A 23,353-nucleotide genomic window follows, 5' to 3' on the forward strand; every position below is an offset into this window, starting at 1 on the left:
CCAGTTACACCTATTCACCTATGTACCAGGCCTGCGCTAAGGGAATAAATTGTCTGCTGACTCTTCATTTTCTCCTGGCATTCCTCATAAAAAAGCAAAAAAACCTGCTCTTTACAAGCAGGTTCTTTCATAATTTATTCGTTCAAAGCCTCGCGGATCCGTTCTTCTGTGTCATCTATTTGCTCACCAAACAAATCATTAACATGAGAATAAATCTTTTCTCCATTTTCATCAAGAATTGAAAAACCTCTATAAGAAATATCCCCGTCAGACATCTCAACAATTTCTATCACTTCCTGATTTGGGTCTGACAGAAAAGAATAAGTAATGCCAGCAGCTTCCTTAAATTCTTCATGGTGGCCTGGTGAGTCAACGCTTATGCCATAGATATCAGCATCCACATCCTCAAAACGATCAAGTTCTTGCTGCAGCTGCACGAGCTGCTGTTGGCAGAGTCCTCAGCCAACGCCAGTAAAATGAAACAGCACGGTTGGCTGCTCTTTATTCACAAGACTGATTTCTTCATAATTTTCATCATGAAGAGCCAGTTCCTCTTCCTCTTCTCCGCAGGCAGCAAGCATCATAACTGCAAGGGCCAGCAGCCCAGCTAAGAGGAGCCTAGGATAAACTTTTTTCATAGGGGTCTCTCCTTTAACATATACATCAGCTCGAACCGATTACTGCTTTTTTCAGGTCCCAAGACAGTGTATCAGTTATTCAATGTCAATCCAATTAAAATGCTTCCCTATGAACCTGTAAGGTATTTCAAATCCTCAACAATTGGAGAAGTATCATTATCAAGTCCATCATATTTTCTGATGACTTGTCCTTCCCCATCAACCAAAAAGAAACTAGTAGCATGGACAATGTCCTCTTCTTCGGGCACCTTTTGGACTACACTTCTAAAAGAGGACTGAGCAAATTCTTCTATTTCCTCATCTGAGTACCCTGTGAGGAAATTCCAGTTACTAAAGTCTACATTGTAATTTTCACCGTAATTTAAAAGTCGTTCCGGCGTATCAAATTCAGGGTCCACTGTAAAAGAAACAATCTGTACAGGTACGCCCTCTTCTTCCAACTCTCCCTGCAAATTAAGCTTATTAGGTGTCATTAAAGGACATACGCTCGGACAGCGGGTAAAGATCATACTCGCAATCCAGTAGTCACCTTCAAGTTCAGAAAGCCCAAAAGATTCTCCATGCTGGTTTGTATACTCAAAATCCTCAACCTGCATGTCTGCTTCTGAAATGTCATATTCACTTTCTGCAGCCGGGCTGGCGTAAAGCCATCCGCATCCACTTAGGAGAAAAATCATTCCCATAAATATCAATAGTTGCGTGTTGCGCATAAGTCTCCCCCTGTATCTGCAATGACTGCCCATGTACCTCTGAAGCCAGGGCAGCCGTTGTTGCTTTTGTAGTATACGGTTTATTGACCCTTTAGCTGATTCAAATTGGCGGTAGGTAAATCACTAATCGTCAGTTCACCGTCTTGTGTCTTTTCTTTTGTAAGCCATTGTTTAAAAATCACTCCCATCATTACTCCATAGGTGATTTCCTGGACAATCTTCATTGTGACACCTGCCAGCTGCTGGTCGTTCAATGTATCAAGATATTGAAATCCATCTGACCAGTTAAACATTCCAGCCGGAACAGTGGCACCAGCCGGTAAACAATAGGCCATCACGTTTGCCCAGAAAGCAGAATCTGTATAGGTAGCATACAAAGGCTCCCCGGCAAAAATAATAAGAGCACACGCAGGAGTGATTAACACAGAGTTTCCAAAAATATATGCTATCCTGCGAAGCTCCGGAAGCTGGTCTTTGTCAGGCAGCGGGGCAATCATGTGCCACCACATAAGCCATGCACCGGCAAAAAGTGCTATTTCATAAACACTGTGCCAACCTGGAGAAAGCATAAGAGTATCAAAAACAAACGGAAAGTGGTAAAAAGAAAAGAGAGCATTAAAGGTAATCAGCTACGATCGGGCTCATAATAATTTTGTAGCTTACCGGTGACCGCTTTTTCCAGCGATGCATCACGGTCTGCAAAAACCACTTAGGCATCGAAGCAATGAACAATGGCACAGCTACAAAGTAAGCAAATAGCATTTGAGCCATATGGAGAGACAATATCATGTGTCCGGCTACATACAACGGGCTTCCCCATCCTAAATAAAGCGCCGTAAGAGCCAGGCCGAAATATACTTTTTGTTTCATCGGTACAGGCTTTGAATTGATAAAGTGAACGCTCCATTTTTCGATAAGTAAATAATATAAAACAATAAGCCCCAGCAATATGATGAAAAGTTCCGGAGTCCAAAGGGCTCGGATTGAAAAAGTAGAAAAGAATTCTCCCATCCTTTTTTCGCCTCCTTAATGTATGGTATGGAAGGTTACAGGTTAGACAAGGCTAACTCCATGTACTACTATAGCACATTTTTTAATTACTTCTGATAGGATTCTGCCCTATTTCTTTCTCGTTTTTTTACAATCCATTGAACAAGATGGGGCCAGCTTATTATCAGCAAATTCTTTGCTAAATCAATAAACAACAACGGAGGTATAATTATGGATAGACATTTAATTGTCCTTGACCTGGACGGAACTCTGCTTACTGACAATAAGACAATTTCAAAACGCTCCCTTCATACATTACGAGAAGCCAGAAAAGCCGGACATGCTGTGGCCATTGCAACTGGAAGGCCTTTTCGAGCAAGCCAGATGTATTACCAGGAGCTTGCTCTCGATACTCCTATCGTCAACTTTAATGGTGCTTTTGTACATCACCCAGCCGATTACTCTTTCAAAGGGAGACATTCCCCGCTGGATTTAAATGTCGCTCAGACCATTATTGATACGTGCCAGGCATTTAACGTCCAAAACATTATGGCCGAAGTAGTCGATGACGTATACGTTCATGACTACGATGAGCAGTTTGTTGACCTTTTTTCCATGGGAACAAGCCCGGCAGCCTATGGGAATCTAAAACATATCCTTGATAAAGACCCTACTTCTCTTCTCGTTTATCCAAAAGAAAAAGAAGACGCTGAACATTTACAAAGCCTTCTGGGCAACAAGCATGCAAAAGGTGTTCATCAAAGATCCTGGGGAGCTCCTTTTCACATGCTTGAAATTATCAAAACAGGAAACAACAAGGCCGCAGGCTTGGAATTGGTCACCGAATACTGCAACGTTTCAATGGAAAACGTTATCGCTTTTGGAGATGAGGATAACGACTTGGAGATGATAGAGGAAGCAGGAATAGGAGTGGCGATGGGTAATGCAATATCTGACTTAAAAAACATCGCCAATGAAGTGACCCTCACAAACGAGGAAGATGGGATTGCTCTTTTTCTTGAAGATCGTTTAAGCCTGCCATCCCCTTCTAAAAGATGAGAGAGAAGGGACTTTCTTTGTTCCCAGCCTATATCATTCACTTAAAATAAGAAGTCAGGCTTCATTTTTAATAATGAGACTTGTACTATAGGAAGAGAAGGATAAGAGAGGGGAGAATATGGAATGTTTGGCAAAACTAAAGGACTGAAGCAAGGAGATCCATGCCCGCCTTTTAGTCTCCCGGACATACACGGGGAGAAACATAATATTGAAGGTTTTCGCGAAGAGGCTGTTCTTCTTTATTTTATGCGAGGAACATGGTGACCGAACAGCCGAAAAGAGCTCGGGAAGCTCTCTGAGATTTATAATGAAATACGCAAGGAAAATGTTCAACTTTGGACTGTTTTTGGGCAAAAGCCGGATCCAGTACAAGAGTATGCTCAAAAACATAAAGTCCCTTTTCCTATGCTGATTGATGAAGACAGGTCCGTTATTAAAAAATTTGATGTCTACCAAAGCATCGGCATAGACGGGGCTAACATTGCAAAGCACAGCTTGTTCCTCATATCAAACGACGGTTTCATAACATACCGTTATGTGGGGAAAAGCCAATTTGATTTTCCTTCTGCAGCTAAAATTAAAGAAGTGATAAAACAATCCTGACCCTTTCCTTCAACCTGTGATAAGATAATAATGTTTGCTTATACTACTATTTTTCTCCTATATATTGCCTAGAATGCCTTTTGATCGATTTTCTTTATGAAGAGAGGGAGCAGGAATGAAAATTTACGAAGTGCCCAAGGATGCAGAACAGCCATTACGCGAGGAAATCGCCCGATTACTTATGGGCAGATGGATGCCCTAGGAGAAGAGAATGCTTACGACCTTCTCCTGAATGCAATCAATTTAGCTTTGGAAGAAGGATCACAAGCTCATATTTTCGTAGCTGAAAGTAATGGAAATGTGCTTGGGGTTGCTTTTTTAAATATTGGAGTAGGATTAAACAAAGGTGGATATTACCTTTGGCTTAATGATCTGTATGTCCATAAAGAGCATCGAAATCAAGGAATTGCAAAGCGTCTTCTCCTAAAAATAATTTATTGGGCTGAAAACAATGATATTAAAGGAATAGAGCTCGAAACAGGAGTTAACAATGCGGCTACTAAAGCCCTGTATAATTCACTTGGCTTCTACGATGTTGTTTCCAAGCGGTATGGATTCCGGTTTTAATGAGGCGGCCTTTTACAATGGCTGCCTTTTTTAGGATTGTTATGGGATCTTTAACAACTCCTCTTTATAGAAATCTCTCTTTTTGATAGTGAATAATCAACGTCATAACTGCCTGTTCTTCCCCCCCGTTTTTGTAAGAATGGTCAACGTTTGCCTGGAACCTGAAAGCGTTCCCTTTCTTAAGCGTATATACCTTTCTTGAATCATTACCTCTACTTCTCCCTCACTAATGAATAAGCTTTCTTCTACTCCATCCTGATGAGCATGAGAGTGATAGTGCCCGCCCCTTTTTAGTTTGATATAAAAGACTTCAAAGGACCGATCACGTTCCTTTGGCAATACAGGCTGAACGACAAAACCACCATGGCCTCCGTCCAGCTCTTGCAGCTCCTCTGCTCTAATATGTATAATGTCAGGCTTAGGCTCTTCAATGAATGTACTAAACGCTTCATCAAGGCCGGACGCAATCTTCCAGAGAGTACTAACTGTGGGATTGGAGATTCCCCTTTCAATTTGACCGAGCATTGGTTTGCTTACCCCTGTCATTCCTGAAGCTTGTTCCAACGTTAACCCTTTTCTCTTGCGTACTTCTTTTACCTTTCGTCCGATCAATGTATTTAGTTGATTTTTTTCCACTTCTATCACCTTGTGAAAATGTATGCTATAACATACAATAATATGGTATATTGTAACATACTTTTCTCTACATATAGAACAACAAAACGACTTGAGAGGAGCCTTGTCATGAGAACTGCTCTTGCCTTTCCCGAAAATACGCTTGCGTCGGGAATAAGAGATGGGCTGCCTATTGCGTTAGGTTACCTACCCGCAGCCGTAACATTTGGTTCTTGGCTGAAACCACAGGCTTATCGATGGGGGAAGCCCTAGCGATGAGTATTTTTGTATTTGCTGGCGCAGCACAGTATATGGCTCTTAGTCTCCTTGCCATTGGGACCGGCGCCTTGGAAATCATTTTCACTACGTTTATCGTCAATATCCGCCACTTTTTAATGAGTGCTTCTTTGAATGAGAAAGCAGTGCCTGACCATCCTTGGAAGAAGGCGGCCTATTCGTTTGGATTAACCGATGAAGTATTTGCTGTTACCTCCACAAAAGAAGGGAATGTAACCTCTTCATATATATTTGGTGTATTTATCGTTTCCTACTTAAGCTGGGTGATTAATACAGGAGTGGGCCACACCGTAGGGTCACTTTTACCTGAAACGCTCCAGCAAAGCTTAACCTTTGCCCTATATGCTTTGTTTATTGCCCTTCTCGCTCCTTCGCTCAAAAAACACAGGAAGGTCCTGGCTCTTGCGGTCTTTGCAGCTGTATTAAACGGGACGTTAGGTTTGTTTTTAGCCGAAGGATGGTCCATTATTTTAGCAACACTTCTTGCCTCTATTGCTATTGAATGGCTTGAACCTAAGAAAACGTCTCAGCAAAGATCAGATACTATTAAAGAAAGGGCTCATAAACATGTCATCTTCTCTTTTGCTTATCATTCTAGGAATGGCAGTAGTAACCTATATTCCCAGAATGGTCCCTCTCGTCTTTTTAAACGCTAAAGCCATACCCCCAAGACTTGAGGGTATTTTAAAAAACGTCCCCTTTGCAGCACTGGGGGCTCTTATTTTCCCTGGGATACTCTTTATACACGAATCCCCCTGGTTTGGCGTTCTTGGAGCAGCTGCTGCATTCACTCTGGCTTTTTTGGGCGGGAACCTTATCATCGTGGTCTTAGGGTCAATTTTAATTCTTACGCTTCTTACGCCTTTTTTTGATAGAACCACTGTCCCCTATGTAAATAGGTTCAGTTAATGACTAATGTTGATAAAATAAAAGCATGAAACTCCTTCGGGAATAGCATGAACAGAAGATCCCCGGGGTGTTTTTAAGCTGAAGACATGCACGTGCCCGTACTTGTACCCTAAGTTGCAAGCGAACATCTTTTTAGGAAAATCACCAACCATATGTAACAAAGTTATAAGAATAAAAAAAGAGAGAAAGAGAGACGAGATCTCGCCGAAACCCGTCTTTCCTGCCGCTGAAAAAGGCAGTCTACTTTCTTTTTCAGCCAAACAGACATGAATAAGCGGTTGAGTATTTCCTCCCAGATGACTAAAATATAACTACTGAACAAATAGGCAGGTGAACAAGAATGGTTTTCTCTTCCCTACAAGACGATCGTATCTCCCCATCAATCAGGCAGTTATTTACAGATCAGATTAAACAATCAGGGGAAAAACTCTTACATAAACAATTGCTTTTCATGGTCCATACTTCTTCATCTGTCTTTTCGGGACACGTCTTACAAGACTGTGAACATCATATCCCTGTCTTTGACCGTAAGGAGTTTACGAACTCCACATGCACGTGCAGTGCCCCGTTCCCATGCTCACACCTGTGGCTCTTGTGTTATCCAGCACACATTTAGGCGACGAAGAAAAATATGCACCTTATCATTCTTTCATGCTCCACGAGGCAGCAAGACAAGAAAAAAGGGTCGCTAATATTTTCCAAGGTTTTCAAGCACAAGAACATAACGGTGAAAAAAACAAAGATCTGGCTGGAGACTGGCGTTTTATTTACAATGGGCAAAGTGAACCCAGCAAGAAAATTATAAGCTGTCTTACTTTCATAGAATCTATCTTCTCTTTATTCCATTCTTTTCCTGACAATGGAAGAGGTACACAAGACAAACACCTGAAGGAATTATTGTCGTCTTTCTTCCTTGAATGTGAGATTTTGTTTTTCCAAACAGAGGATGAACCAGACGAATTTCATGAATGGCTGACAAACTATTTATTTGATCAATACGCTCTTTCTTTCTCTTTTTCCTATACTCCTTACCAGGCGTTACTGCTTTTATGGGCTGTCTCGCGTCAACAGCAAACTCAGCTACATAAGATCCAGGAGCGGACAGCAGCTATTTCTAAAGAATTTCCGTTTGATTTATCTCCTGCCCTGGCTGCCTCGGCAATGGCCATGCACAAAGGCGAAAAAGAAAAAAGCCTGAAATACCTCGTTCCCTGGAAAGGCAGGCTGGAGCCGGATGTAGTCTTATTTCACTTACAATCCATGTATGCTTCAAGTGATTGGAGCTTCTTAGAAGCCTTTTTACATGAGCTTTTTACTGATCAAGCAATTTATCATAAGACCCAGCTTCTTTTTTATAAGAGGGAGTTATTTTTACAAAAGTACAATCTTCCTCCAGAAGAGCTTGACCTATGGGATAAGTGGGTCGCCCGGCCGGGAGTGCTGAAGTTTAACAAACAGCAAAAAAACTCTGCACTTTCCAAAGAACGAATCCTTGAGTATATTCTTCCAAGGTTAGAAGCCAGCCTTCAAGAAGTCGAAACCAAAAAGCTGTATGTCCGGCTTATCTCCCAGGAAAAGTTATACTCTAGAGGATTAAGACATTTATTGAGCATTCAAAAGTCGCCAGGAAACATGACTGATGAAGAAAGGCAGCTGCTGGCAGCTGCTGAACAAGATTTTCCGGAACAAACGCTGGCCTTATATCACCAATACTTTTTACAATGCATAAAAAAGAAAAATATTACTGCATACCAAGAAGCCATCGTCCTATTAAAGAAAATGAAGCGAATCTATATTTCTCTCGAACGACCGGAAGCTTTCCAGATTTTTTTAAAACAAGTCAAACAAAGATACAGTACGTATCAAGCCCTTATCAGGGAGTTGAAAGCCATTGAGCCAGCTAAATAATATGAGTCTCCCTATCCTTCATATAACATACAGCCAGCCGGGCAAATGGGTGGCCTGGTGCGAGAAAGGGTCCATGTCTCCCGCCACTGCCTACGGCAGGTTTCCCTTTCTTTTTCCTATACAAGAATGGGCTCCATTAGTTTTTTATGAAGAAACAGAAAGTTATTTTGGGACAATGATCTCATCTGTGGAAACAAAAGTAACAGTACCGGTTAAAAATGGCGAGGGGGAAAGTGAATCAGGGTCTTTCAAACCCTTCTTTCCTTCAATCCCACAAGCAATCATAGTGTAGAAAGCCTGTCTTCTTTTTTGATAGAAGGCGTCGCAATAGAATATAATGACCTGTTTTAAAACGAACATCTGCTCTTAGAAGCCAGGCGGCACAAGGAAACATTCTGTTAGGAAAGGACGCTCAGTACTGGCTTGACTTCTTCCAGGAAATTATTTCACTTTTAAAAGACAAGTCGTTTTTTCCGGGACAAGACGGACATTGGTACCTGAAAGGCATAAACACCCAAAAGTGGTTTGAAGCTATGCCTCCTGCTGCGGCAGCGGCCGAAATATCTGACTCTCAAGAAAAGCGTTTTCCTCCATTTCTCTCTGGTAGCTCTTTTACACAGCTTACTCATCGGACGGCGGACTTCATTATAAGAAATACGTTAGGTAAAAACGATACACTGCGGTCATCGCTTATAAACGATATGGAGCACATGGATGCCCAACGGCATCTTGACCCTGGCTTTTCAAAAAATACCCCGTGTGAGCCTGAGCAAAAGCCGCTATTTTCTTGGTTTCAAACGTATCCATTCCAACTTGCTGTTTCTATTACTGAACCCGTAAACATGGCTAAAGAGTGGGAGATGGAAATCTTTTTACAGGATAAAACTTCCCCTGATGTTACAGTAAATATAGAAGACATTTCTCGTGGGCTTCACCCTTGGAAAGAAAACCCTGTTCCTTACTTTATCCGGATGCTGAAGGATCTTAAAGAGATTGCTCCTTCCCTTCGTGAATTTTCTCTCCATAAAGGAAGGATACGCTTATCAAGGGCTGAGGTTGGCATCTTTTTATTTCAAGAAGCGGGTGCATTGAAGAAGCAGGATATTGCTGTCCTGGTCCCTAAATCTGTCACGGTTAAAAACCAGCCCGATAACATAATCATGAAAGGGCAGCCTTACCATTCGACAGTAGACCCCCTGATCAACTGGGATGACCCAGAGTCTTTACAATATGACATTCAAATTGGGGATTTCCGGCTGACAAAAGAAGAATTTCTTCTTCTTATTGAGCAGCAGGAACGAATTCTTACCTGGAATGATCAATGGGTTGTATGGGATCCAGGCCTCATGGAAGCATGGTACAAGAAGATTCAGCAGCAACCTATGCAGCAAGTCATGAAAATGGCAGTACGAGACATGGAAAGCTCTTCCTCTGTTTCTAAAGAGGAGTGGTACTCTGCCTGGGAAGGAGATATATCAACGTTGTTGGAAAGAGCTTACCGGCAGGATCCTGTGCTACTATCTCCTCCAGCATCATTTAAGGGAAAACTTCGACCTTATCAGCTTGCCGGATACTCCTGGCTTATCCAGCAAAGGCAGCTCGGTCTTGGGTGCTGTCTTGCTGATGACATGGGGCTTGGAAAAACAGTACAGACGATTGCATATATGGTTACTGTTCTTTCCCAAAATAGCCGTCTCTTTTCCTCCCCTTTTCTATTACTTGCACCTACTTCTTTAATTGAAAATTGGAAGGAAGAATTTCAACAATTTGCTCCTTTTACAAATGTTCTTCTTCACTATGGAAAAGACAGGGCTGTGACAAGCGAGGAACTTCTCAGCCAGAACGCTGATGTGATCATTACTTCCTATGGCTGGCAGCTCGAGACGAGAACATCCTGAAAGCAATTATCTGGAACGGTCTTATTTTTGATGAGGCCCAATATCTTAAAAATCTGCAGTCAAAACAAAGAAAGAGTGCTGCAAAGCTGAAGGCTGTCCATAAAGTCGCGTTAACCGGTACGCCAGTTGAAAACCGCCTCCATGAGCTGTGGTCGATTCTTGACCTGTTAAACAGAGGATACCTTGGTTCAAAAGCTCAATTTGAAAAAAACATTATCCAACCCTTGCAAGATGATAATGAAGTAAAAAAGCAGCAGGCATTACAAAAACTGCAAACTCTTATTACCCCCTGCCTATTACGAAGAAAAAAGAGCGATGAATCCTTACACCTTCAGCTTCCAATGAAAAAGGAACAAACTCATTTACTTGGCTTAACAGAAGAGCAGGCGGCTTTATATCAAGCCGTTGTTAATAACTTACTCCGGGGAGTACAGGGAAAAAATGAGACAGCACGAAGAGGAGCTGTTTTTGCAGCCTTCACACATCTTAAGCAAATATGTAATCATCCAGCACAATATTTAAAACAAGAAAGATTAGAATCTCACCGTTCCAAGAAATGGGATTATTTTCTTTATCTCCTTGATAACATTAAACACCTGGATGAAAAAGTCCTTGTCTTTACACAATATACAGAAATGGGCTCCTTAATAGAAAAAGAGCTCAATCATCACATGGATATACCTGTATTCTACTTGTATGGTTCTTTGTCCAGGCATGCAAGAGAAAACCAAATTAAGATGTTCAAAGAACACGAGGGGTGTGCAGTATTCATTCTTTCCTTAAAAGCCGGTGGCGTGGGGCTTAATTTGACAGAAGCTACTCATGTTATTCATTATGACCGCTGGTGGAATCCTGCTGTTGAACAACAAGCAACAGACAGAGCATATCGCCTTGGCCAAACTTCAGACGTTACCGTCCACACTCTCGTTGTAAAAGGTACCATTGAAGATAAAATTGATCGGCTGATCAAGGACAAAAAAACACTAAATGATGAAGTACTTGCTAATGATCTTCCGCTGTTTGACAAATCAACAGAAGATGAACTAGCAAGATGGTTTCAATTGGAATAAGTGAGGAGGCAGGCGAATGAATAATATAACAAAAGAGCCTGGAAAACTTATTGGTATGGCACAAAACCTATTCCGTCACCCCACTCTGATGATAAAAACAATGGAAACCTTCCCCAGCCAGAAGATATAAATAGGCTTTGGAGCTCCTGCATAGAAAAGATTGCAAAGCATATATAAATAGTTTCCAGCCATCAATCGAGATTAAAAATGTTGTAACATAACCCAATGAAAAAAAAGGGGCTGTCTCAAAATGTTTTGAGCACGGCCCCTTTCTTCATCTAAATCACTGACAAAGACTAGCATTCGTTATCACTGACGCTTCTCGCATGCGCATTACTTAATTTTCACCTTATTCTATTGCGACTGTCTTGTGGATGGTCATTTCTTCTTCTTGAACAGCTTCATCATTCACTTCAGATGCGGTTACTGATAAGCGTACTTTATTCTCCCCGGGAGACAGCTTCCGTTTTTCAATATTTCCTTCCCAGGTATGACCTTCTTTTCCCTGAATCACTTTCTCTGTTAACACCTGGGTAAACATCATTCCCTCTGAATAGCGATAGAGTTCTTCACCATCTTCCGCTGTTACAACCACTTCCACTTGCTGGCTAGTGCGAAAAAATAAACGAAGAGGTTCTTCTCCAGTATTTTGAAGAGTTAATGACCAATCTACTGTATCTTCCCTTTCGTCGATCTCTGCAGAAAGCTCCCAGCCGTTGCCCATCGCTGTTTCTCCTTCCTTTGAAGAATCATCTTCATTCATTTGTGTTGAACCGCATGCTGCTGCAAGAAATAGTACTAACAACAAGCCCAACTGCTTCATGACGCTCCCCCTCTATCCTCTCCTGTTTCTCTATCATATCATGTGTAAAAACAGAACAATGCCTTCCCCCTAGATAGAAGAATAATACCCATTGGCTCATTAAGATCGCAATTTCCATTAGTTATCTTTGCGAAACACTCCAAGAATACTAGTTGTAGTAAGGATATTTGTGAACGCATCAGGGTCCACCTCCTGCAAAACCTGTTGCAGGGCATATAATTCATATCTGGTTATAACAATCATCATAACTTCCTTATCCGACGAGTCAAATCCACCCTTGGCAGGAATTCTTGTTATCCCTCTTGTAATGTGTTTATGAATGGCCGCTCTCAGCTCATCTGGTTTCTTCGTAACGATCATTGCTGTTACTTTTACATGTCTAGTATGAATAGCGTCAATAACCCTAGAACTTACATAAAGGGCCACCAGAGTATATAAGGCGCTTTCCCAGTCAATCAGAAAGCCTGCTCCTAATACAATCAAAGCATTGAGCAAAAAGAAATACGTACCAACGGGGCGGTCACTTAATTTTGCAAGAATAAGAGCTATGATATCAAGACCGCCCGCTGAAGCCCCCCATTTCAAGGCAAAGGCTGCCCCTACTGCGGTAATAACGCCGCCAAACACCCCGTTTAACAAAATATCAGGTGACAATTGTATGATCGGTAACGTCTCAAGGAAAAATGTAGTTAAAGCTACATGCATAAAACTGTAAAATGTAAAAAGCTTCCCAACTTTCAACCAGCCCAATATAGCAACCGGCACATTGAGAATAAATAGAAGAATACCCGTTGATAGTGGCAGGAATTGTGCAAGGAGCTGAGCGACACCCGTTAACCCGCTTGCAAAAACTTGAGCAGGAATTAAAAACATATTCAGCCCTATTGCCATAATGATAGCCGAGACTACAATAACTCCTACCTTTTGTACTTCCTGCATTAATGTTGAACTCTTCGTAATCATAAACTGACACCTCGGCAATATAAATAATTCGTCTGCTGCTTCTGTACATTGGTGAAAGAAGAGGACGACTTCACACTAAGTTTCTTCGTTCAAATCTTTCCAGCCATCCCATTTAACCATAGCTAACATGCCTTCTCTTGTAACCTTATGACCTGAAGCTGGTTCAAGGTGAAATACCGCATTGTCTTCCTGAACGACTATGGCTTCATGTAAAGCCTGATAAAATGCATAGGCACTATGATAAGGCACCACATCATCAAGTTTACCGTGCCAAAAAAAGAGAGGCCTGTCCTTAACTTTCTCTACCTGCGTTGATATATCGTAAGGGCGCAGCGCAGCTACCTGCTTTTCCGTTTCCTCAACACTTAGATTTAAAACACCTTCTTGAGTAAGTCGGCTGATTTGTTGATGGGCAAATGTTTCCCAGGACGGGTTTCCCATTAACACAGCTCCTCCTTTAACCCAATTAAATGCGGCAAGCGCACCGCTTGTCAGAATGCCACCCATAGAAGTGCCTGCCATAAATAAACGCCCGTCTGCTATTAACTTCCGCTCTTCTAAGGCATCCCGAACGGCACTTGTATCCCGGATCCCCTGAAGAACAATATCCCAAAATGACAGGCTTAGTTTTTTCTGAGAAATCCCTTCCCCTCTGTCCCCGTGATATAGCGCATCAGGGAGTATAACACGAAGACCTTCTTTAGCCAATAAAAAAGCATAATGAAGGTTATGCTCTTTTGCACTTGTAAAACCATGCCAAAAAATAACAGTTGGTAAAGGCAGCGACTTTCGTTTTTCGTCTGATACGATAAGGGAAGGGATTCCGCGAAGTTTAATATCTTGTACAGCAATCATTCTAGCACATCCCTTTTTCATTAGAATGGTTTTTTTTCTTTTTCTATGTATGGTCTTTGTCCACAAGGAAAAGGGCTGCCTGGTTCAGGCAGCCTTTTGGCTGAATATGAAGAAGACAAGGGAAGTAACTCCCTTGTCTTTTATCCACACGGTCATGGTGTAAAAATTTTATCACACGTCACTTACCTTAGCACCTGCCGGGGATTTAGCCGGATCTTCATCCTCGCGATCTTGAGCTTTATTATAATGGAACACTGAGGTTTGAGCCCCTTCAGCTACCATGTTGTTATCATCAATATCATAAGGATCAGAATGTCCTACCTTTTCATTTAATTCTTCATCTTCATCCTCTTTTGCTTGTCCTTTAGCTTTAGCTACTAACCGCTGTGATGCATGCATAACCTTTTCTTTTCTTTCTTCATTCTTCATTACGTAAGCTACAATTCCAGCAACTGCTGTTGCAATACTTGAAAACATTACTAATTTTTTTGCCATTACTCTATTTCCCCCTATCAGAATATTTATTATTTACTTACCCTACTTGTTTAAATATAAACACTTTTTCCTGACAGGGAAAAAATACTCTGGCTTAGACGCTGTAAACTATTTATCCCATAAAACAATTCTTTGAATGCTTTCCTCTTCTTCATCGCCTATAAACCAAAGGCTGCCATGGTTCACTTCATAGATATAGACTCTGTTTCCGTCTATTAATTCAGTTTCATGAACCCGGCCATAGACTCTTTGTACTTCAAATAGAGGATCCCCAGGAGACACGCCTTTGGATGTAGAATGATCAGCAGACGCTATCATAATATATGTAATATAACCGTCCATTACTTCAAATTGAACATCCGGCACTTGGCCTGTTCTTTTTATCCCATACCTATCTGTATACATAAACTCATTGTTTCCACCATAAAATCCTACATAGTCAGCTGCCTGGCCAAACCCTGTGTTCCAATGAATATCGAAATTCCTATCTACTGCCTGAACTGAATCCCCTACACTTGCTCCCTCAATTCCAAGAAGGTTTCCAGTTTCCAAATGAAGATGATCTGGATTATCATACCATGAGGCCTTCATACCCAGATCCTGCAGTGCTTCAATGTTGACTGCTTCTTGACCTTCCACTTCTTCAACCATTGAACGTTCTTTAATATAATCAAACGGCTCAGCAAATTCTTCCTCCCCGCTTCCATACTCTTCATATTTAGAAAGAGCCTGGATCGCTGCCGGTAATGGCAGGAATAACTCTCCTTCCTTAAAAAAGGGGTGTATATTTGGCGCTGCCCGTCTATGTATAATTCAGGTCCTTCTAAAGAAGATTCATAAAATGACTGTGCTTCTCTCTCATTTATTTCTTCAATTTGTTTTTGGTCCGCTATGCCCTCTCGATCTGCTTCTTTTGCCTGAGTGCTGCCTTCCCAACTAAAAGGAGCTGATAACTGGCCTGAAAACAGGAAAGCAGAAAAGATACCAGATATTATTGCATTCACTTCAATCCCCCCCTCACTTTATTGCTCTATTTAATTTGAGGCTTTTGTCCTCCATACATAAAAAAAAAGAGGGACAGGCCCTCTTTTCATTATAAAACGTTATCCATTTTTTTGAAATGTTTTCCTTGCTTTTATCAAGGCCTTCTTCCAGTTATCATCCTAAAGATTAAAACAACTAAGGCTATAACAAGTAAAATGTGGATTAATCCTCCGGCAATTTCAAATAAGAATCCTAACAGCCATAATGCGATGAGCACTCCAATAATCGTCCATAACATGTTAACCCTCTCCTTTGCTTCTCAGCCATCATAGCAGCAGATCACCTTTATTCTCACAGCTGCTCCAATTATTCCTTACCTTTCTCATTTCCTCTTTTCTTCTCCACTAAACTCACGATACTGAAGAGCTCTCTTACCTAAAAAAGAACCTGACGATAAGCTTAGCTTATCGTCAGGTTCTTATATCATGTCTGCTTGGAGTATAGTCCCTCTATGTCTCTTACTTGCCCTTCCCAGCCGGATTCTGTTTCACTTTCCCAGGCAAGCATTCCACCGGCAAAGTTTTTTACATTTTCAATTCCGTTGTCTTTAAAGTATAAGGCGACATGATGACTCCTTGTCCCGCTCCTGCATATAAAGATGTATTCCGCATCCTTGTGAAATTCTTCTATTCTCTCTGGGATGCTTTGCATTGGGATTAACGGGACGTTGGGAATATGCCGCTCAATATATTCCTCAGGCTCCCTCACGTCAATAAGAATCGGTGAAGACTTCTTTTGGTCAAAGATCTCCTTTAATTCTGCATAATCGAGTTGTTCGACACCATCTAGGTCATAGCTCATTTTTTCACCCTCTTTCCTATTACAATTTGCCGTCCTCCTCAGGGGGCTTTCTTAATTTCAACAATCGGTAAGTATGACTGACAATGACCTTTCCTACGGCATAAGTCGGCACAGCAAGAAGAAGTCCTATCAACCCTGCAAAACGGCCTGCCACCAGGAGCAGGAGGATAATTGTTAATGGGTGAATGGAAAGCTTTCTTCCCATCACCTGAGGGGCAATTACATTGCTCTCTATTTGCTGGACGACCACTACTATAATTATAACTAATAAGCCATTAATGGCGAATGCAACAGACCGACAATAACGCCTGGAAACGTTCCAATCCATGGGCCGATAAACGGAATCACGTTTGTAAACATGGCCACCAGTGCCAGAACGAGGGAGTAATCTAGTCCAATGATTAGATAGCCAATATAGACTAGCACGCCAACACAAAAGCTCACAATAATCTGTCCTTGTATGTAAGAACTTAATGCGTTATCCATATCTGATAACACTTTCCTGCCTTCCTGCTGATGTTTAAGCGGCAGCAGCTTCAACACAAAATTAGGGGCCTTCTCTCCTTCTTTTAACATATAAAAAAGAATGAAAGGAATGATAACAATTATTATAAGGAAATTGGCAATTGCCCCAAAAAGACTCGCTAAATTGCTGCCTAATTGTCCTGCAAAGTCATTTAAATACTCGGCTGCCTGACGTGTAAGTTCTTCAATACTCAGTTCTTCATTTTGTTCAATAACATTATTAATCCATTCATTGTTCTGAAGCTCAATAATCATATACCGTATTTCATTGATAAAAAACGGTACATTATTTACAAAGCTATAAAACTGACGCTGTAATTCGGGACCTACCAGGTAGATTAAAAAAGAAATGAGACTGGCCCCGCCTAAATACAAAAGAAGAATAGCTGCGACCCTTGGCATCCTCCTGCTTAAGACCTTTACAACTGGCCTTCCCAGATAATACAGCACCCCGGCCAGAATAATTGGGGCAAATAAGGTTTGAATCAGCACAACAATCGGGGTAAAAATAAAATCAATCAACGTTCCTAAATATATAATAATAAAAACAACTATAATCCCGTATCCTATTGTAAAAAATTTTCCCTTTGGCATGTTATCACCCACTGATATTATATGATAAAAATATAACTATTATATCATATATAGTAACCTCCTCTGCCTGTCTCACCTACTCTCGGATCATTGTTTTTCCTTCCGCAAATACCAGGAAAATAATGTTCCATGCTACTTTCGTGAAGTTCCTTTTGTAATATTCACAAATATCTGTCAAAAACAATGTATTTAGTGTAAAAAATATCCAAATGGACTAGGTCCTTTGGTAGTAATCCTTTACTTTTATAGGCAATTTTGCTTTAATTAAAGCGTGAACCTATGTTCACTTCAGACAAAATATAAAGGGGGAAACAAGATGAAATCTAAGTTTTCATTTTTGCTTGTCATGCTGCTTACTTTCGGCCTGTTTCTAGCAGCTTGCGGGGAAGCTGAAGACGGTGCAGATGAGGGTGCTGAAGACGCTCCAGACACTGAAGAAACAGAAGATGACGCAGCAGAAGATGATGGAGAAGCTGCCGGGGATGAAATGACAAGACTTCAATTAGGAACTGGGAGCACAGGGGGTACATACTACCCGCTAGGCCAGGAAATGGCTAATGTTATGAATAACCACGTTGAATATGAGGACTTTGATGTAAGTTCTGTCTCTTCTGGTGCCTCTGTGGACAACCTTGCTCAAATCTCAAGAGGAGAAATGCAGCTTGGTATGACTGTTCACCTTCCTGCACAGGATGCTGTAAATGGCGAAGGTGAGTTTGAGGGCCATGCTGTAGAAAACGTTGGATTTATGGGACACATTTACCCGGAGGTTATGCAAATTGTAACTACGGAAGGGTCTGGTATTGAAAGCGTTGAAGATCTTGAAGGAGCTAATGTAGCAATCGGACCTCCAGGGTCGGGAACACAGGAAGCTGCCCGCTTAATCCTTGAAGCTGCTGGTCTTGAAGACGGAGACTACAATGCTTATGAAGAAGGATTTGGCGATGCTGCCGGCCAGATTCAAGACGGTAATATCGATGCTTCCTTTGGATTGTTAGGTCTTCCAGACAGCACAATTGATGAGTTAAGCAATCAGCGTGATTTAAGAATTATTTCAATCTCTGATGATATTCTTGATGAAGTAGAAGCGAACAGCGGCTATGAAAGAATGGAAATCGAAGCTGACAGCTACGACTTTATGGAAGAGTCAGCTATGACTGTAACGGCATACGCAGTTCTTGTAGGATCTACTGATCAGGTAAGTGAAGAGCTAGGCTACGAAATCACTCGTGCCCTTTATGAAAACGCAGATGAAATCAGCCATACTCAAGGTCAGCATACTACAAAAGAAAATGTTATGAATGGATCTGATGATCTCCCTCTTCACCCAGGAGCAGAGCGCTACTTTGAAGAAGAAGGTCTTCTAGACTAATATCAGTAGAAACGGGCCGATCTGGTCCGTTTTTTACTTTCCCCCTTTAAATAATGAGAATATTATGGGAATTAAGGTATTTCCGCCTATTAAAATGAAGAGACATAGCGATTCATTTTTGTTATGATGATTGTGATTCCTTTCTCCTCCATGCTTACTGAAACTTCTACTCTGCAGCCTACATACATTAAAGGTACTTTTATACTACAAAAGGTGGTGAGTGAATGACTGACAAAGATAAACAGAACGAAAATAAATCAGGCAGCGGTGCCTCCATAACCGAACAAGTGGATGCCCAGGAGAACCAGTTGAAAGAGCAGGAAATCATATCTAAATATGATAAAGAGTCTGCCTATCGTCAGAACTTGATGAAATGGGGATGGGTCGTTGCTATTGTGGGGATCTCCCTCACTATTTTCCACTTATATACAGCAGTTAATGGTCCCTATGTTTCGATTGTACAGGGAGCTATCCATCTTGGTACAGGGTTGGCGCTGATTTTTATCTTATATCCGATCAAGCGCTCCATGACAAAAAAGCCGGGTGTCCCCTGGTACGATGTACTCCTTGCTGCCATAGCTTTATATTGTAATTTCCATATCATTTGGAATTATGAAACGTTAGTCAGCAGTTCAATTGTCGCTGGGTATACAGATTTTGATACGCTAGTTGCTGTCACGGCAGTCGTCTTACTGCTCGAGGCTACTCGACGTGCTGTCGGGCTTCCCATTGTTATCATCGCGCTGGGCGCGATTTTGTATGGGGTTTATGGCGACTGGGCCGGACTGGGCGCTTTCTCTCACGGCGGGTTTACATGGGAAAGATTGACAACACGTCTTTTCTTTACTACCGAAGGGATTTTTAGCACCCCGATACAAATTTCATCCACTTTCATTTACCTCTTCTTATTCTTTGGAGTGATGCTCGTCCAAAGTGGTATTGGAAAATTCTTTAACGACCTGGCCTTTGGAGCTACGGGCCGATTTACAGGTGGAACGGCAAAAGCTGCCGTATCAGCCAGTGCCTTCAAGGGATGGTAACAGGAAGTTCTGTTGCCAATACGGTAAGTTCGGGTTCCTTTACAATTCCCATGATGAAACGCGCAGGATTCAAGCCTGAATTTTCTGCTGCTGCAGAAGCCTCTGCATCTACCGGTGGACAGATTATGCCGCCTATTATGGGGGCTGCAGCTTTTATCATGGCAGAATACACAGGTGTGCCGTACAGTGAAATCATTTTAGTTGCTATCGTCCCTGCCATGCTTTACTTTTCTGGTGTATTTATGGGAACGCATTTTCAGGCCAAAAAACAAGGAATCTACGGACTCCCTAAATCGGAGCTTCCGTCCTTTAAGGGTATTTTAAAAAGAATGGACTTGATCGCTCCTCTGGTTGCTATCGTAGCACTGCTATTGATGGGCTACACAGCTACCTTTGCTGCCATGTCAGGTATCGTTACAGCCTTTGTGGTCAGCTTGTTCCGGAAAGATACAAGAATGTCCCTCCGCGATCTGTTATGGGCGTTTGAAAAGGGTGCTCGAATTGCCCTCCTGTCATTGCTGCGTGTGCCACAGCCGGGATCATCGTGGGCGTCGTTACCTTCTCAGGACTGGGCGGTAAACTTGCAGGCGCTATCCTGGATTTGGCTGCAGGGAATTTCTTCTTACTATTGTTCTATACAATGATTGCTTGTATTTTGCTTGGTATGGGTCTGCCAACAACAGCCAACTATGTTGTGACTGCCTCTATCGCTGCTCCAGCATTGATTCAGTTTGGTGTCCCAGATATTGCAGCTCACTTCTTTGTTTTCTATTTTGGTATTGTGGCAGATATTACACCCCCTGTTTGTTTGGCCGCTTATGCAGGGGCCGGGATAGCCAGGGCCAATCCAATGGCAGCCGGGGTAAATGCCTTAAAGCTTGCCATTGCAGCCTTCATCATCCCGTACGCCTTTGTGTACAATCCAGTGCTGGTGCTTGAGGATGCTACGGCTATGACGCTTATTCCAGCAGTATTGACTGCCTTGATTGGTATGGCTGGTGTAAGTGCCTCATTAATGGGTTACTACTTTGCTAAGCCAAATATCATTGAACGGATTTTGTTATTAGCCGGAGGCTTATGGCTATCTACCCTGGAAACTTAATGATTTCTCTACCAGGTATAGCAATTCTGGTTGTTATCGGTATTATCCACCATTTCCGCAACCGTGGAAGCAAACAGCAAACAGCATAACATCAAAAAACTGTGCGGTTTCACTCCGCACAGTTTTTCTATTAATCATGAAAGACATCAAATGTCCCCCATAATTCCTCTAATTCTTTTAAACGACCCTCTACTTTCTCATGCTCTGAGCGGGTGACCGCAGTAATTAAAGCACTCACTATGCTCAAAGGGGCGCTAAACGAGTCTATAAATGAATTAATCTCCGTTGACGCCAGGAGCTTTCGGTCTCCGTATGGTACAAGGGGCGACATTAAGTGGTCTGTAATGACCAATGTTTTAGCACCTTGCTGCTTGACATACTTTAACACTTCTACTGTTCTTTTTGTATATCTGGAAAACCCAAAGCCTATCACAAGGTCTTCATCAGTGATATCAAGCAAATGCTCTGAAACTCCATCAGCCTGTGTCACCATTTCTGTATTCTGCAAGACCAGGTCTAAATAAAATTCTAAGAAAAGACCTAAACTGGCCGCACTTCGATAAGCAATGATATAAATTCGCTTGGCCTGAATGATATCGTTCACTGCTTCATGAAAAACCTTGGAGTCCATTTGTTGAAGAGTTGTATTCAAGTTTTGAATATCATCTGCCAGTATCTCTGTTACAGCATTTTCAGGCTGATCTTCTTTATCAGTTGTTCTTGCAAAGACCTCTGCTGAAGTCCATTTTCTTTGCAGTGCTTCCTGCAAGTGACGCTGCAAATCTGGGTACCCCTTGTAATCTAAGAAGACAGCGAATCGAACTACTGTAGCCTCACCAACCTCCACGTTTTTAGCGAGCTTAGAAGCTGTCAAAAAGGGAGCCGTTTCTGGATTGTTTATTAAATAATTTGCGATTTTCTTTTGAGATTTGCTCATCTCATCCTGAAGATCAATGATGCGCTGATACACTTCACTTTCCAGCATGGTCTCTCATCCCTTTGTTGCCAAAACCTTCTGAACTGGTATAAAAGGAGGGAATCTATTTTTGCTCACACTTTCTGCATATTAAGATTTATAGGCAGGGTGGCTGCTTATCTTGGACAGCACCCGTTCATAGGCTTTAATGGTCTCATCCACTTCTTTTTTTGTATGAGCGGTTGATAGACTGTAACGATTTAAAGGCTTTGTATAAATCCCCTCTTTTAACAGCTCAATATCTATCTTTTTTCTTGTTTGCAGGTCTGTGTTTTGAAGGTCCCGGTAGTGTAAAATTTTCTTCTTATCAGTTAATACTACACTAAAAATTGAGCCCACGCCAACTGCCTTCATTGGAATTTTATAGCGTTTAAATGTTAATTCCAACCGCTGTTTTAAATAGGTGGTTAAGGAGAATACTTCATCACTTTTCTTCTCAAGTATTTCTATGGTAGCTAACCCCGCAGCCAGAATGGAAGGGTGCCCATTGTACGTGCCGCTGTGAAATAAAACATCATTAGCAGTAGAGGCTTTACTTTGACTGCTGTCAAAAACATCAGCTCCTTTTGCCGGCGCACTCATCATCATAATTTCTTTTTTACCTCCAACCATTCCAACAGGGTAGCCGCCTCCTACTGCTTTCCCTAACGTAGTAATATCGGGCTTCACATCATAAATTGACTGTGCGCTCCAAGGGCTACCCGAAAGCCTGTTTTCACTTCATCAAAGATTAATACCATACCGAGCTCTTCAGTAATCTTACGCAGGCCATGGATAAATTCCCTTTCAGCGGGGATAAAACCAGCCTGTACAGGTTCAATCATCACACAACCAATTTCATCTTTTCTCGCTTTTAAAATCTTTTTACAAGCTTTTAAATTATTAAAGGGAAGGACCACCGTATTTCTAACTGTTGATGGACACATGCCTTTTGATTCTGCTATACCTTTTGGTTCGTCTTCTTCTCCTGCGTCGTCGACTGACGGATTTACACTAACAAGCATTTGGTCATAACCTCCGTGGTAATGTCCCTCAAACTTGGCCACTTTTTGTTTGCCAGTAAAAGCTGCAGCAAGGCGTATAGCAAGAAGTGTGGCTTCTGTCCCTGAATTAGTGTAACGAAGAAGCTCCATGCTTGGATAATACTCTTGGAGCTTTTTCCCCATCTTGATTTCCAGCTCATGAGGAGTACCAAACAGCCATGTTCCGTCCTCTTCCATCTGCTTGATCACTGCCTTTTTTACTTCTTCATCCCCATGGCCAGTCATAAGGCTCCGTAGCTCATTAAATAATCAATATACTGATTATTATCTACGTCTGTAAGATAGGCCCCTCTCCCGTGCTTCATGACAATAGGATACGGAGCAAAGTGCTTAATGTTAGCTGTCACACCGCCAGGCATTACTTTTTTTGCCTCTTCCATAAATTCATAAGAGCCTTTCGTTCGTTCTGCCAGCTCCATGACTGGATGCTGCCTCTTCTCAATAGCCATTTTCTTT

Annotated in this window: 25 protein-coding genes and 6 pseudogenes; 13 read left to right on the plus strand and 18 right to left on the minus strand. The window is 41.8% G+C overall.

What is annotated here, in order from left to right; all coding sequences use genetic code 11:
• Positions 1-134: 134 nt before the first annotated feature.
• The 5 genes and pseudogenes from JCM19033_RS00960 to JCM19033_RS24815 all read right to left on the minus strand — a co-directional run.
• Positions 135-440 (minus strand): annotated as a pseudogene (locus JCM19033_RS00960) (redoxin domain-containing protein); the annotation flags it as partial.
• 18 nt (positions 441-458) lie between these two features.
• Complete coding sequence (locus tag JCM19033_RS00965) at positions 459-638, minus strand: hypothetical protein (protein WP_054634946.1); 180 nt, start codon at positions 636-638, stop codon at positions 459-461.
• Between the two features lie 107 nt (positions 639-745).
• A complete protein-coding gene (locus JCM19033_RS00970) occupies positions 746-1,348 on the minus strand; it encodes an SCO family protein (protein ID WP_054634947.1) in 603 nt (200 codons plus the stop codon).
• Positions 1,349-1,428: 80 nt separating this feature from the next.
• Positions 1,429-1,917: a cytochrome c oxidase assembly protein gene (locus JCM19033_RS24810; protein WP_269757901.1), complete on the minus strand. Its 489-nt coding sequence runs from the start codon at positions 1,915-1,917 to the stop codon at positions 1,429-1,431.
• Positions 1,918-1,963: 46 nt separating this feature from the next.
• Entirely contained in the window at positions 1,964-2,359 is a 396-nt protein-coding gene (locus tag JCM19033_RS24815) for a cytochrome c oxidase assembly protein (RefSeq protein WP_269757902.1), read from the minus strand.
• A 210-nt stretch (positions 2,360-2,569) separates the two neighbouring features.
• On the opposite strand from JCM19033_RS24815, the gene JCM19033_RS00980 reads away from it, so the two are divergent.
• The 4 genes and pseudogenes from JCM19033_RS00980 (at position 2,570) to JCM19033_RS00990 (ending at position 4,567) form a co-directional block, all read left to right on the plus strand.
• On the plus strand, positions 2,570-3,397 hold the full coding sequence (locus tag JCM19033_RS00980) for a Cof-type HAD-IIB family hydrolase (protein ID WP_054634948.1): 828 nt from the start codon (positions 2,570-2,572) through the stop codon (positions 3,395-3,397).
• Between the two features lie 123 nt (positions 3,398-3,520).
• A complete protein-coding gene (locus JCM19033_RS23020; protein ID WP_157049683.1) occupies positions 3,521-3,661 on the plus strand; it encodes a hypothetical protein in 141 nt (46 codons plus the stop codon).
• A gap of 18 nt (positions 3,662-3,679) precedes the next feature.
• Positions 3,680-4,000 (plus strand): annotated as a pseudogene (locus JCM19033_RS00985) (peroxiredoxin family protein); the annotation flags it as partial.
• A gap of 96 nt (positions 4,001-4,096) precedes the next feature.
• The gene (locus JCM19033_RS00990; protein WP_306301175.1) at positions 4,097-4,567 is read left to right on the plus strand and encodes a GNAT family N-acetyltransferase; all 471 of its coding nucleotides are present in this window, start codon (positions 4,097-4,099) and stop codon (positions 4,565-4,567) included.
• Between the two features lie 102 nt (positions 4,568-4,669).
• Here the strand turns inward: JCM19033_RS00990 and JCM19033_RS00995 are convergent, their stop codons facing one another.
• A complete protein-coding gene (locus tag JCM19033_RS00995) occupies positions 4,670-5,203 on the minus strand; it encodes an XRE family transcriptional regulator (RefSeq protein WP_054634950.1) in 534 nt (177 codons plus the stop codon).
• A gap of 108 nt (positions 5,204-5,311) precedes the next feature.
• On the opposite strand from JCM19033_RS00995, the pseudogene JCM19033_RS01000 reads away from it, so the two are divergent.
• The 6 genes and pseudogenes from JCM19033_RS01000 to JCM19033_RS01030 form a co-directional block, all read left to right on the plus strand.
• Positions 5,312-5,988: pseudogene (locus JCM19033_RS01000) on the plus strand (AzlC family ABC transporter permease); the annotation flags it as partial.
• A gap of 118 nt (positions 5,989-6,106) precedes the next feature.
• Entirely contained in the window at positions 6,107-6,388 is a 282-nt protein-coding gene (locus JCM19033_RS01005) for an AzlD domain-containing protein (protein WP_306301176.1), read from the plus strand.
• A 549-nt stretch (positions 6,389-6,937) separates the two neighbouring features.
• A complete protein-coding gene (locus tag JCM19033_RS01015) occupies positions 6,938-8,296 on the plus strand; it encodes a hypothetical protein (RefSeq protein WP_054634953.1) in 1,359 nt (452 codons plus the stop codon).
• Entirely contained in the window at positions 8,280-8,588 is a 309-nt protein-coding gene (locus tag JCM19033_RS01020; protein ID WP_157049684.1) for a hypothetical protein, read from the plus strand. The genes JCM19033_RS01015 and JCM19033_RS01020 overlap by 17 nt, the downstream gene beginning before the upstream one ends.
• A gap of 241 nt (positions 8,589-8,829) precedes the next feature.
• The gene (locus JCM19033_RS01025; RefSeq protein ID WP_054634955.1) at positions 8,830-10,194 is read left to right on the plus strand and encodes an SNF2-related protein; all 1,365 of its coding nucleotides are present in this window, start codon (positions 8,830-8,832) and stop codon (positions 10,192-10,194) included.
• 23 nt (positions 10,195-10,217) lie between these two features.
• Positions 10,218-11,264 carry a DEAD/DEAH box helicase gene (locus JCM19033_RS01030; protein WP_269757926.1) on the plus strand — a complete coding sequence of 349 codons (1,047 nt, stop codon included), beginning with the start codon at positions 10,218-10,220 and terminating at the stop codon, positions 11,262-11,264.
• A gap of 349 nt (positions 11,265-11,613) precedes the next feature.
• Here JCM19033_RS01030 and JCM19033_RS01035 read toward each other — a convergent pair whose 3' ends face one another.
• The 9 genes and pseudogenes from JCM19033_RS01035 to JCM19033_RS01070 form a co-directional block, all read right to left on the minus strand.
• Complete coding sequence (locus JCM19033_RS01035; RefSeq protein ID WP_054634957.1) at positions 11,614-12,087, minus strand: BsuPI-related putative proteinase inhibitor; 474 nt, start codon at positions 12,085-12,087, stop codon at positions 11,614-11,616.
• Positions 12,088-12,204: 117 nt separating this feature from the next.
• On the minus strand, positions 12,205-13,050 hold the full coding sequence (locus JCM19033_RS01040) for a YitT family protein (protein WP_083465201.1): 846 nt from the start codon (positions 13,048-13,050) through the stop codon (positions 12,205-12,207).
• A gap of 75 nt (positions 13,051-13,125) precedes the next feature.
• The gene (locus JCM19033_RS01045; protein ID WP_054634958.1) at positions 13,126-13,905 is read right to left on the minus strand and encodes a prolyl oligopeptidase family serine peptidase; all 780 of its coding nucleotides are present in this window, start codon (positions 13,903-13,905) and stop codon (positions 13,126-13,128) included.
• A gap of 171 nt (positions 13,906-14,076) precedes the next feature.
• Positions 14,077-14,400, minus strand: a complete 324-nt coding sequence (locus JCM19033_RS01050; protein WP_054634959.1) for a hypothetical protein — start codon at positions 14,398-14,400, stop codon at positions 14,077-14,079.
• A 108-nt stretch (positions 14,401-14,508) separates the two neighbouring features.
• Complete coding sequence (locus JCM19033_RS01055; protein WP_198153381.1) at positions 14,509-15,051, minus strand: hypothetical protein; 543 nt, start codon at positions 15,049-15,051, stop codon at positions 14,509-14,511.
• A complete protein-coding gene (locus JCM19033_RS01060) occupies positions 14,988-15,404 on the minus strand; it encodes a hypothetical protein (protein ID WP_054634961.1) in 417 nt (138 codons plus the stop codon). The genes JCM19033_RS01055 and JCM19033_RS01060 overlap by 64 nt, the downstream gene beginning before the upstream one ends.
• Before the next feature lie 134 nt (positions 15,405-15,538).
• Positions 15,539-15,682, minus strand: a complete 144-nt coding sequence (locus JCM19033_RS23025) for a lmo0937 family membrane protein (RefSeq protein WP_157049686.1) — start codon at positions 15,680-15,682, stop codon at positions 15,539-15,541.
• Positions 15,683-15,867: 185 nt separating this feature from the next.
• Positions 15,868-16,245, minus strand: a complete 378-nt coding sequence (locus JCM19033_RS01065) for a rhodanese-like domain-containing protein (RefSeq protein ID WP_054634962.1) — start codon at positions 16,243-16,245, stop codon at positions 15,868-15,870.
• Positions 16,246-16,264: 19 nt separating this feature from the next.
• Positions 16,265-17,364, minus strand: a pseudogene (locus tag JCM19033_RS01070) (AI-2E family transporter).
• A 316-nt stretch (positions 17,365-17,680) separates the two neighbouring features.
• On the opposite strand from JCM19033_RS01070, the gene JCM19033_RS01075 reads away from it, so the two are divergent.
• The 3 genes and pseudogenes from JCM19033_RS01075 to JCM19033_RS24825 all read left to right on the plus strand — a co-directional run bounded on the left by JCM19033_RS01075 (position 17,681) and on the right by JCM19033_RS24825 (position 20,878).
• Positions 17,681-18,736, plus strand: coding sequence for a TAXI family TRAP transporter solute-binding subunit (locus JCM19033_RS01075; protein WP_054634963.1), 1,056 nt, complete (start codon positions 17,681-17,683; stop codon positions 18,734-18,736).
• A gap of 527 nt (positions 18,737-19,263) precedes the next feature.
• A pseudogene (locus JCM19033_RS24820) lies at positions 19,264-20,420 on the plus strand (TRAP transporter permease).
• Entirely contained in the window at positions 20,321-20,878 is a 558-nt protein-coding gene (locus tag JCM19033_RS24825) for a TRAP transporter large permease subunit (protein WP_269757903.1), read from the plus strand. Before JCM19033_RS24820 ends, JCM19033_RS24825 begins: the two are co-directional and overlap by 100 nt.
• A 130-nt stretch (positions 20,879-21,008) precedes the next feature.
• Here the strand turns inward: JCM19033_RS24825 and JCM19033_RS01085 are convergent, their stop codons facing one another.
• From JCM19033_RS01085 to JCM19033_RS26965, 3 genes and pseudogenes are all read right to left on the minus strand, one after another.
• Positions 21,009-21,863, minus strand: coding sequence for a MurR/RpiR family transcriptional regulator (locus JCM19033_RS01085; protein ID WP_054634964.1), 855 nt, complete (start codon positions 21,861-21,863; stop codon positions 21,009-21,011).
• A gap of 81 nt (positions 21,864-21,944) precedes the next feature.
• Positions 21,945-23,122: pseudogene (locus JCM19033_RS01090) on the minus strand (aspartate aminotransferase family protein).
• Positions 23,119-23,346, minus strand: coding sequence for a hypothetical protein (locus tag JCM19033_RS26965; protein ID WP_306301177.1), 228 nt, complete (start codon positions 23,344-23,346; stop codon positions 23,119-23,121). The pseudogene JCM19033_RS01090 and the gene JCM19033_RS26965 overlap by 4 nt, the downstream one beginning before the upstream one ends.
• Between the last annotated feature and the right edge of the window lie 7 nt (positions 23,347-23,353).

It is taken from the genome of Thalassobacillus sp. C254 (assembly GCF_001310615.1).

Coding starts and splice junctions, on each gene's coding strand:
- JCM19033_RS00965 (WP_054634946.1), bottom strand. CDS start 638: ATGAAAAAAGTTTATCCTAGGCTCCTCTTAGCTGGGCTGCTGGCCCTT.
- JCM19033_RS00970 (WP_054634947.1), bottom strand. CDS start 1,348: ATGCGCAACACGCAACTATTGATATTTATGGGAATGATTTTTCTCCTA.
- JCM19033_RS24810 (WP_269757901.1), bottom strand. CDS start 1,917: ATGCTTTCTCCAGGTTGGCACAGTGTTTATGAAATAGCACTTTTTGCC.
- JCM19033_RS24815 (WP_269757902.1), bottom strand. CDS start 2,359: ATGGGAGAATTCTTTTCTACTTTTTCAATCCGAGCCCTTTGGACTCCG.
- JCM19033_RS00980 (WP_054634948.1), top strand. CDS start 2,570: ATGGATAGACATTTAATTGTCCTTGACCTGGACGGAACTCTGCTTACT.
- JCM19033_RS23020 (WP_157049683.1), top strand. CDS start 3,521: ATGTTTGGCAAAACTAAAGGACTGAAGCAAGGAGATCCATGCCCGCCT.
- JCM19033_RS00990 (WP_306301175.1), top strand. CDS start 4,097: ATGAAGAGAGGGAGCAGGAATGAAAATTTACGAAGTGCCCAAGGATGC.
- JCM19033_RS01005 (WP_306301176.1), top strand. CDS start 6,107: ATGGTCCCTCTCGTCTTTTTAAACGCTAAAGCCATACCCCCAAGACTT.
- JCM19033_RS01015 (WP_054634953.1), top strand. CDS start 6,938: ATGCACGTGCAGTGCCCCGTTCCCATGCTCACACCTGTGGCTCTTGTG.
- JCM19033_RS01025 (WP_054634955.1), top strand. CDS start 8,830: ATGCCTCCTGCTGCGGCAGCGGCCGAAATATCTGACTCTCAAGAAAAG.
- JCM19033_RS01035 (WP_054634957.1), bottom strand. CDS start 12,087: ATGAAGCAGTTGGGCTTGTTGTTAGTACTATTTCTTGCAGCAGCATGC.
- JCM19033_RS01040 (WP_083465201.1), bottom strand. CDS start 13,050: ATGATTACGAAGAGTTCAACATTAATGCAGGAAGTACAAAAGGTAGGA.
- JCM19033_RS01045 (WP_054634958.1), bottom strand. CDS start 13,905: ATGATTGCTGTACAAGATATTAAACTTCGCGGAATCCCTTCCCTTATC.
- JCM19033_RS01050 (WP_054634959.1), bottom strand. CDS start 14,400: ATGGCAAAAAAATTAGTAATGTTTTCAAGTATTGCAACAGCAGTTGCT.
- JCM19033_RS01055 (WP_198153381.1), bottom strand. CDS start 15,051: ATGGTTGAAGAAGTGGAAGGTCAAGAAGCAGTCAACATTGAAGCACTG.
- JCM19033_RS23025 (WP_157049686.1), bottom strand. CDS start 15,682: ATGTTATGGACGATTATTGGAGTGCTCATCGCATTATGGCTGTTAGGA.
- JCM19033_RS01065 (WP_054634962.1), bottom strand. CDS start 16,245: ATGAGCTATGACCTAGATGGTGTCGAACAACTCGATTATGCAGAATTA.
- JCM19033_RS01075 (WP_054634963.1), top strand. CDS start 17,681: ATGAAATCTAAGTTTTCATTTTTGCTTGTCATGCTGCTTACTTTCGGC.
- JCM19033_RS01085 (WP_054634964.1), bottom strand. CDS start 21,863: ATGCTGGAAAGTGAAGTGTATCAGCGCATCATTGATCTTCAGGATGAG.
- JCM19033_RS26965 (WP_306301177.1), bottom strand. CDS start 23,346: ATGGCTATTGAGAAGAGGCAGCATCCAGTCATGGAGCTGGCAGAACGA.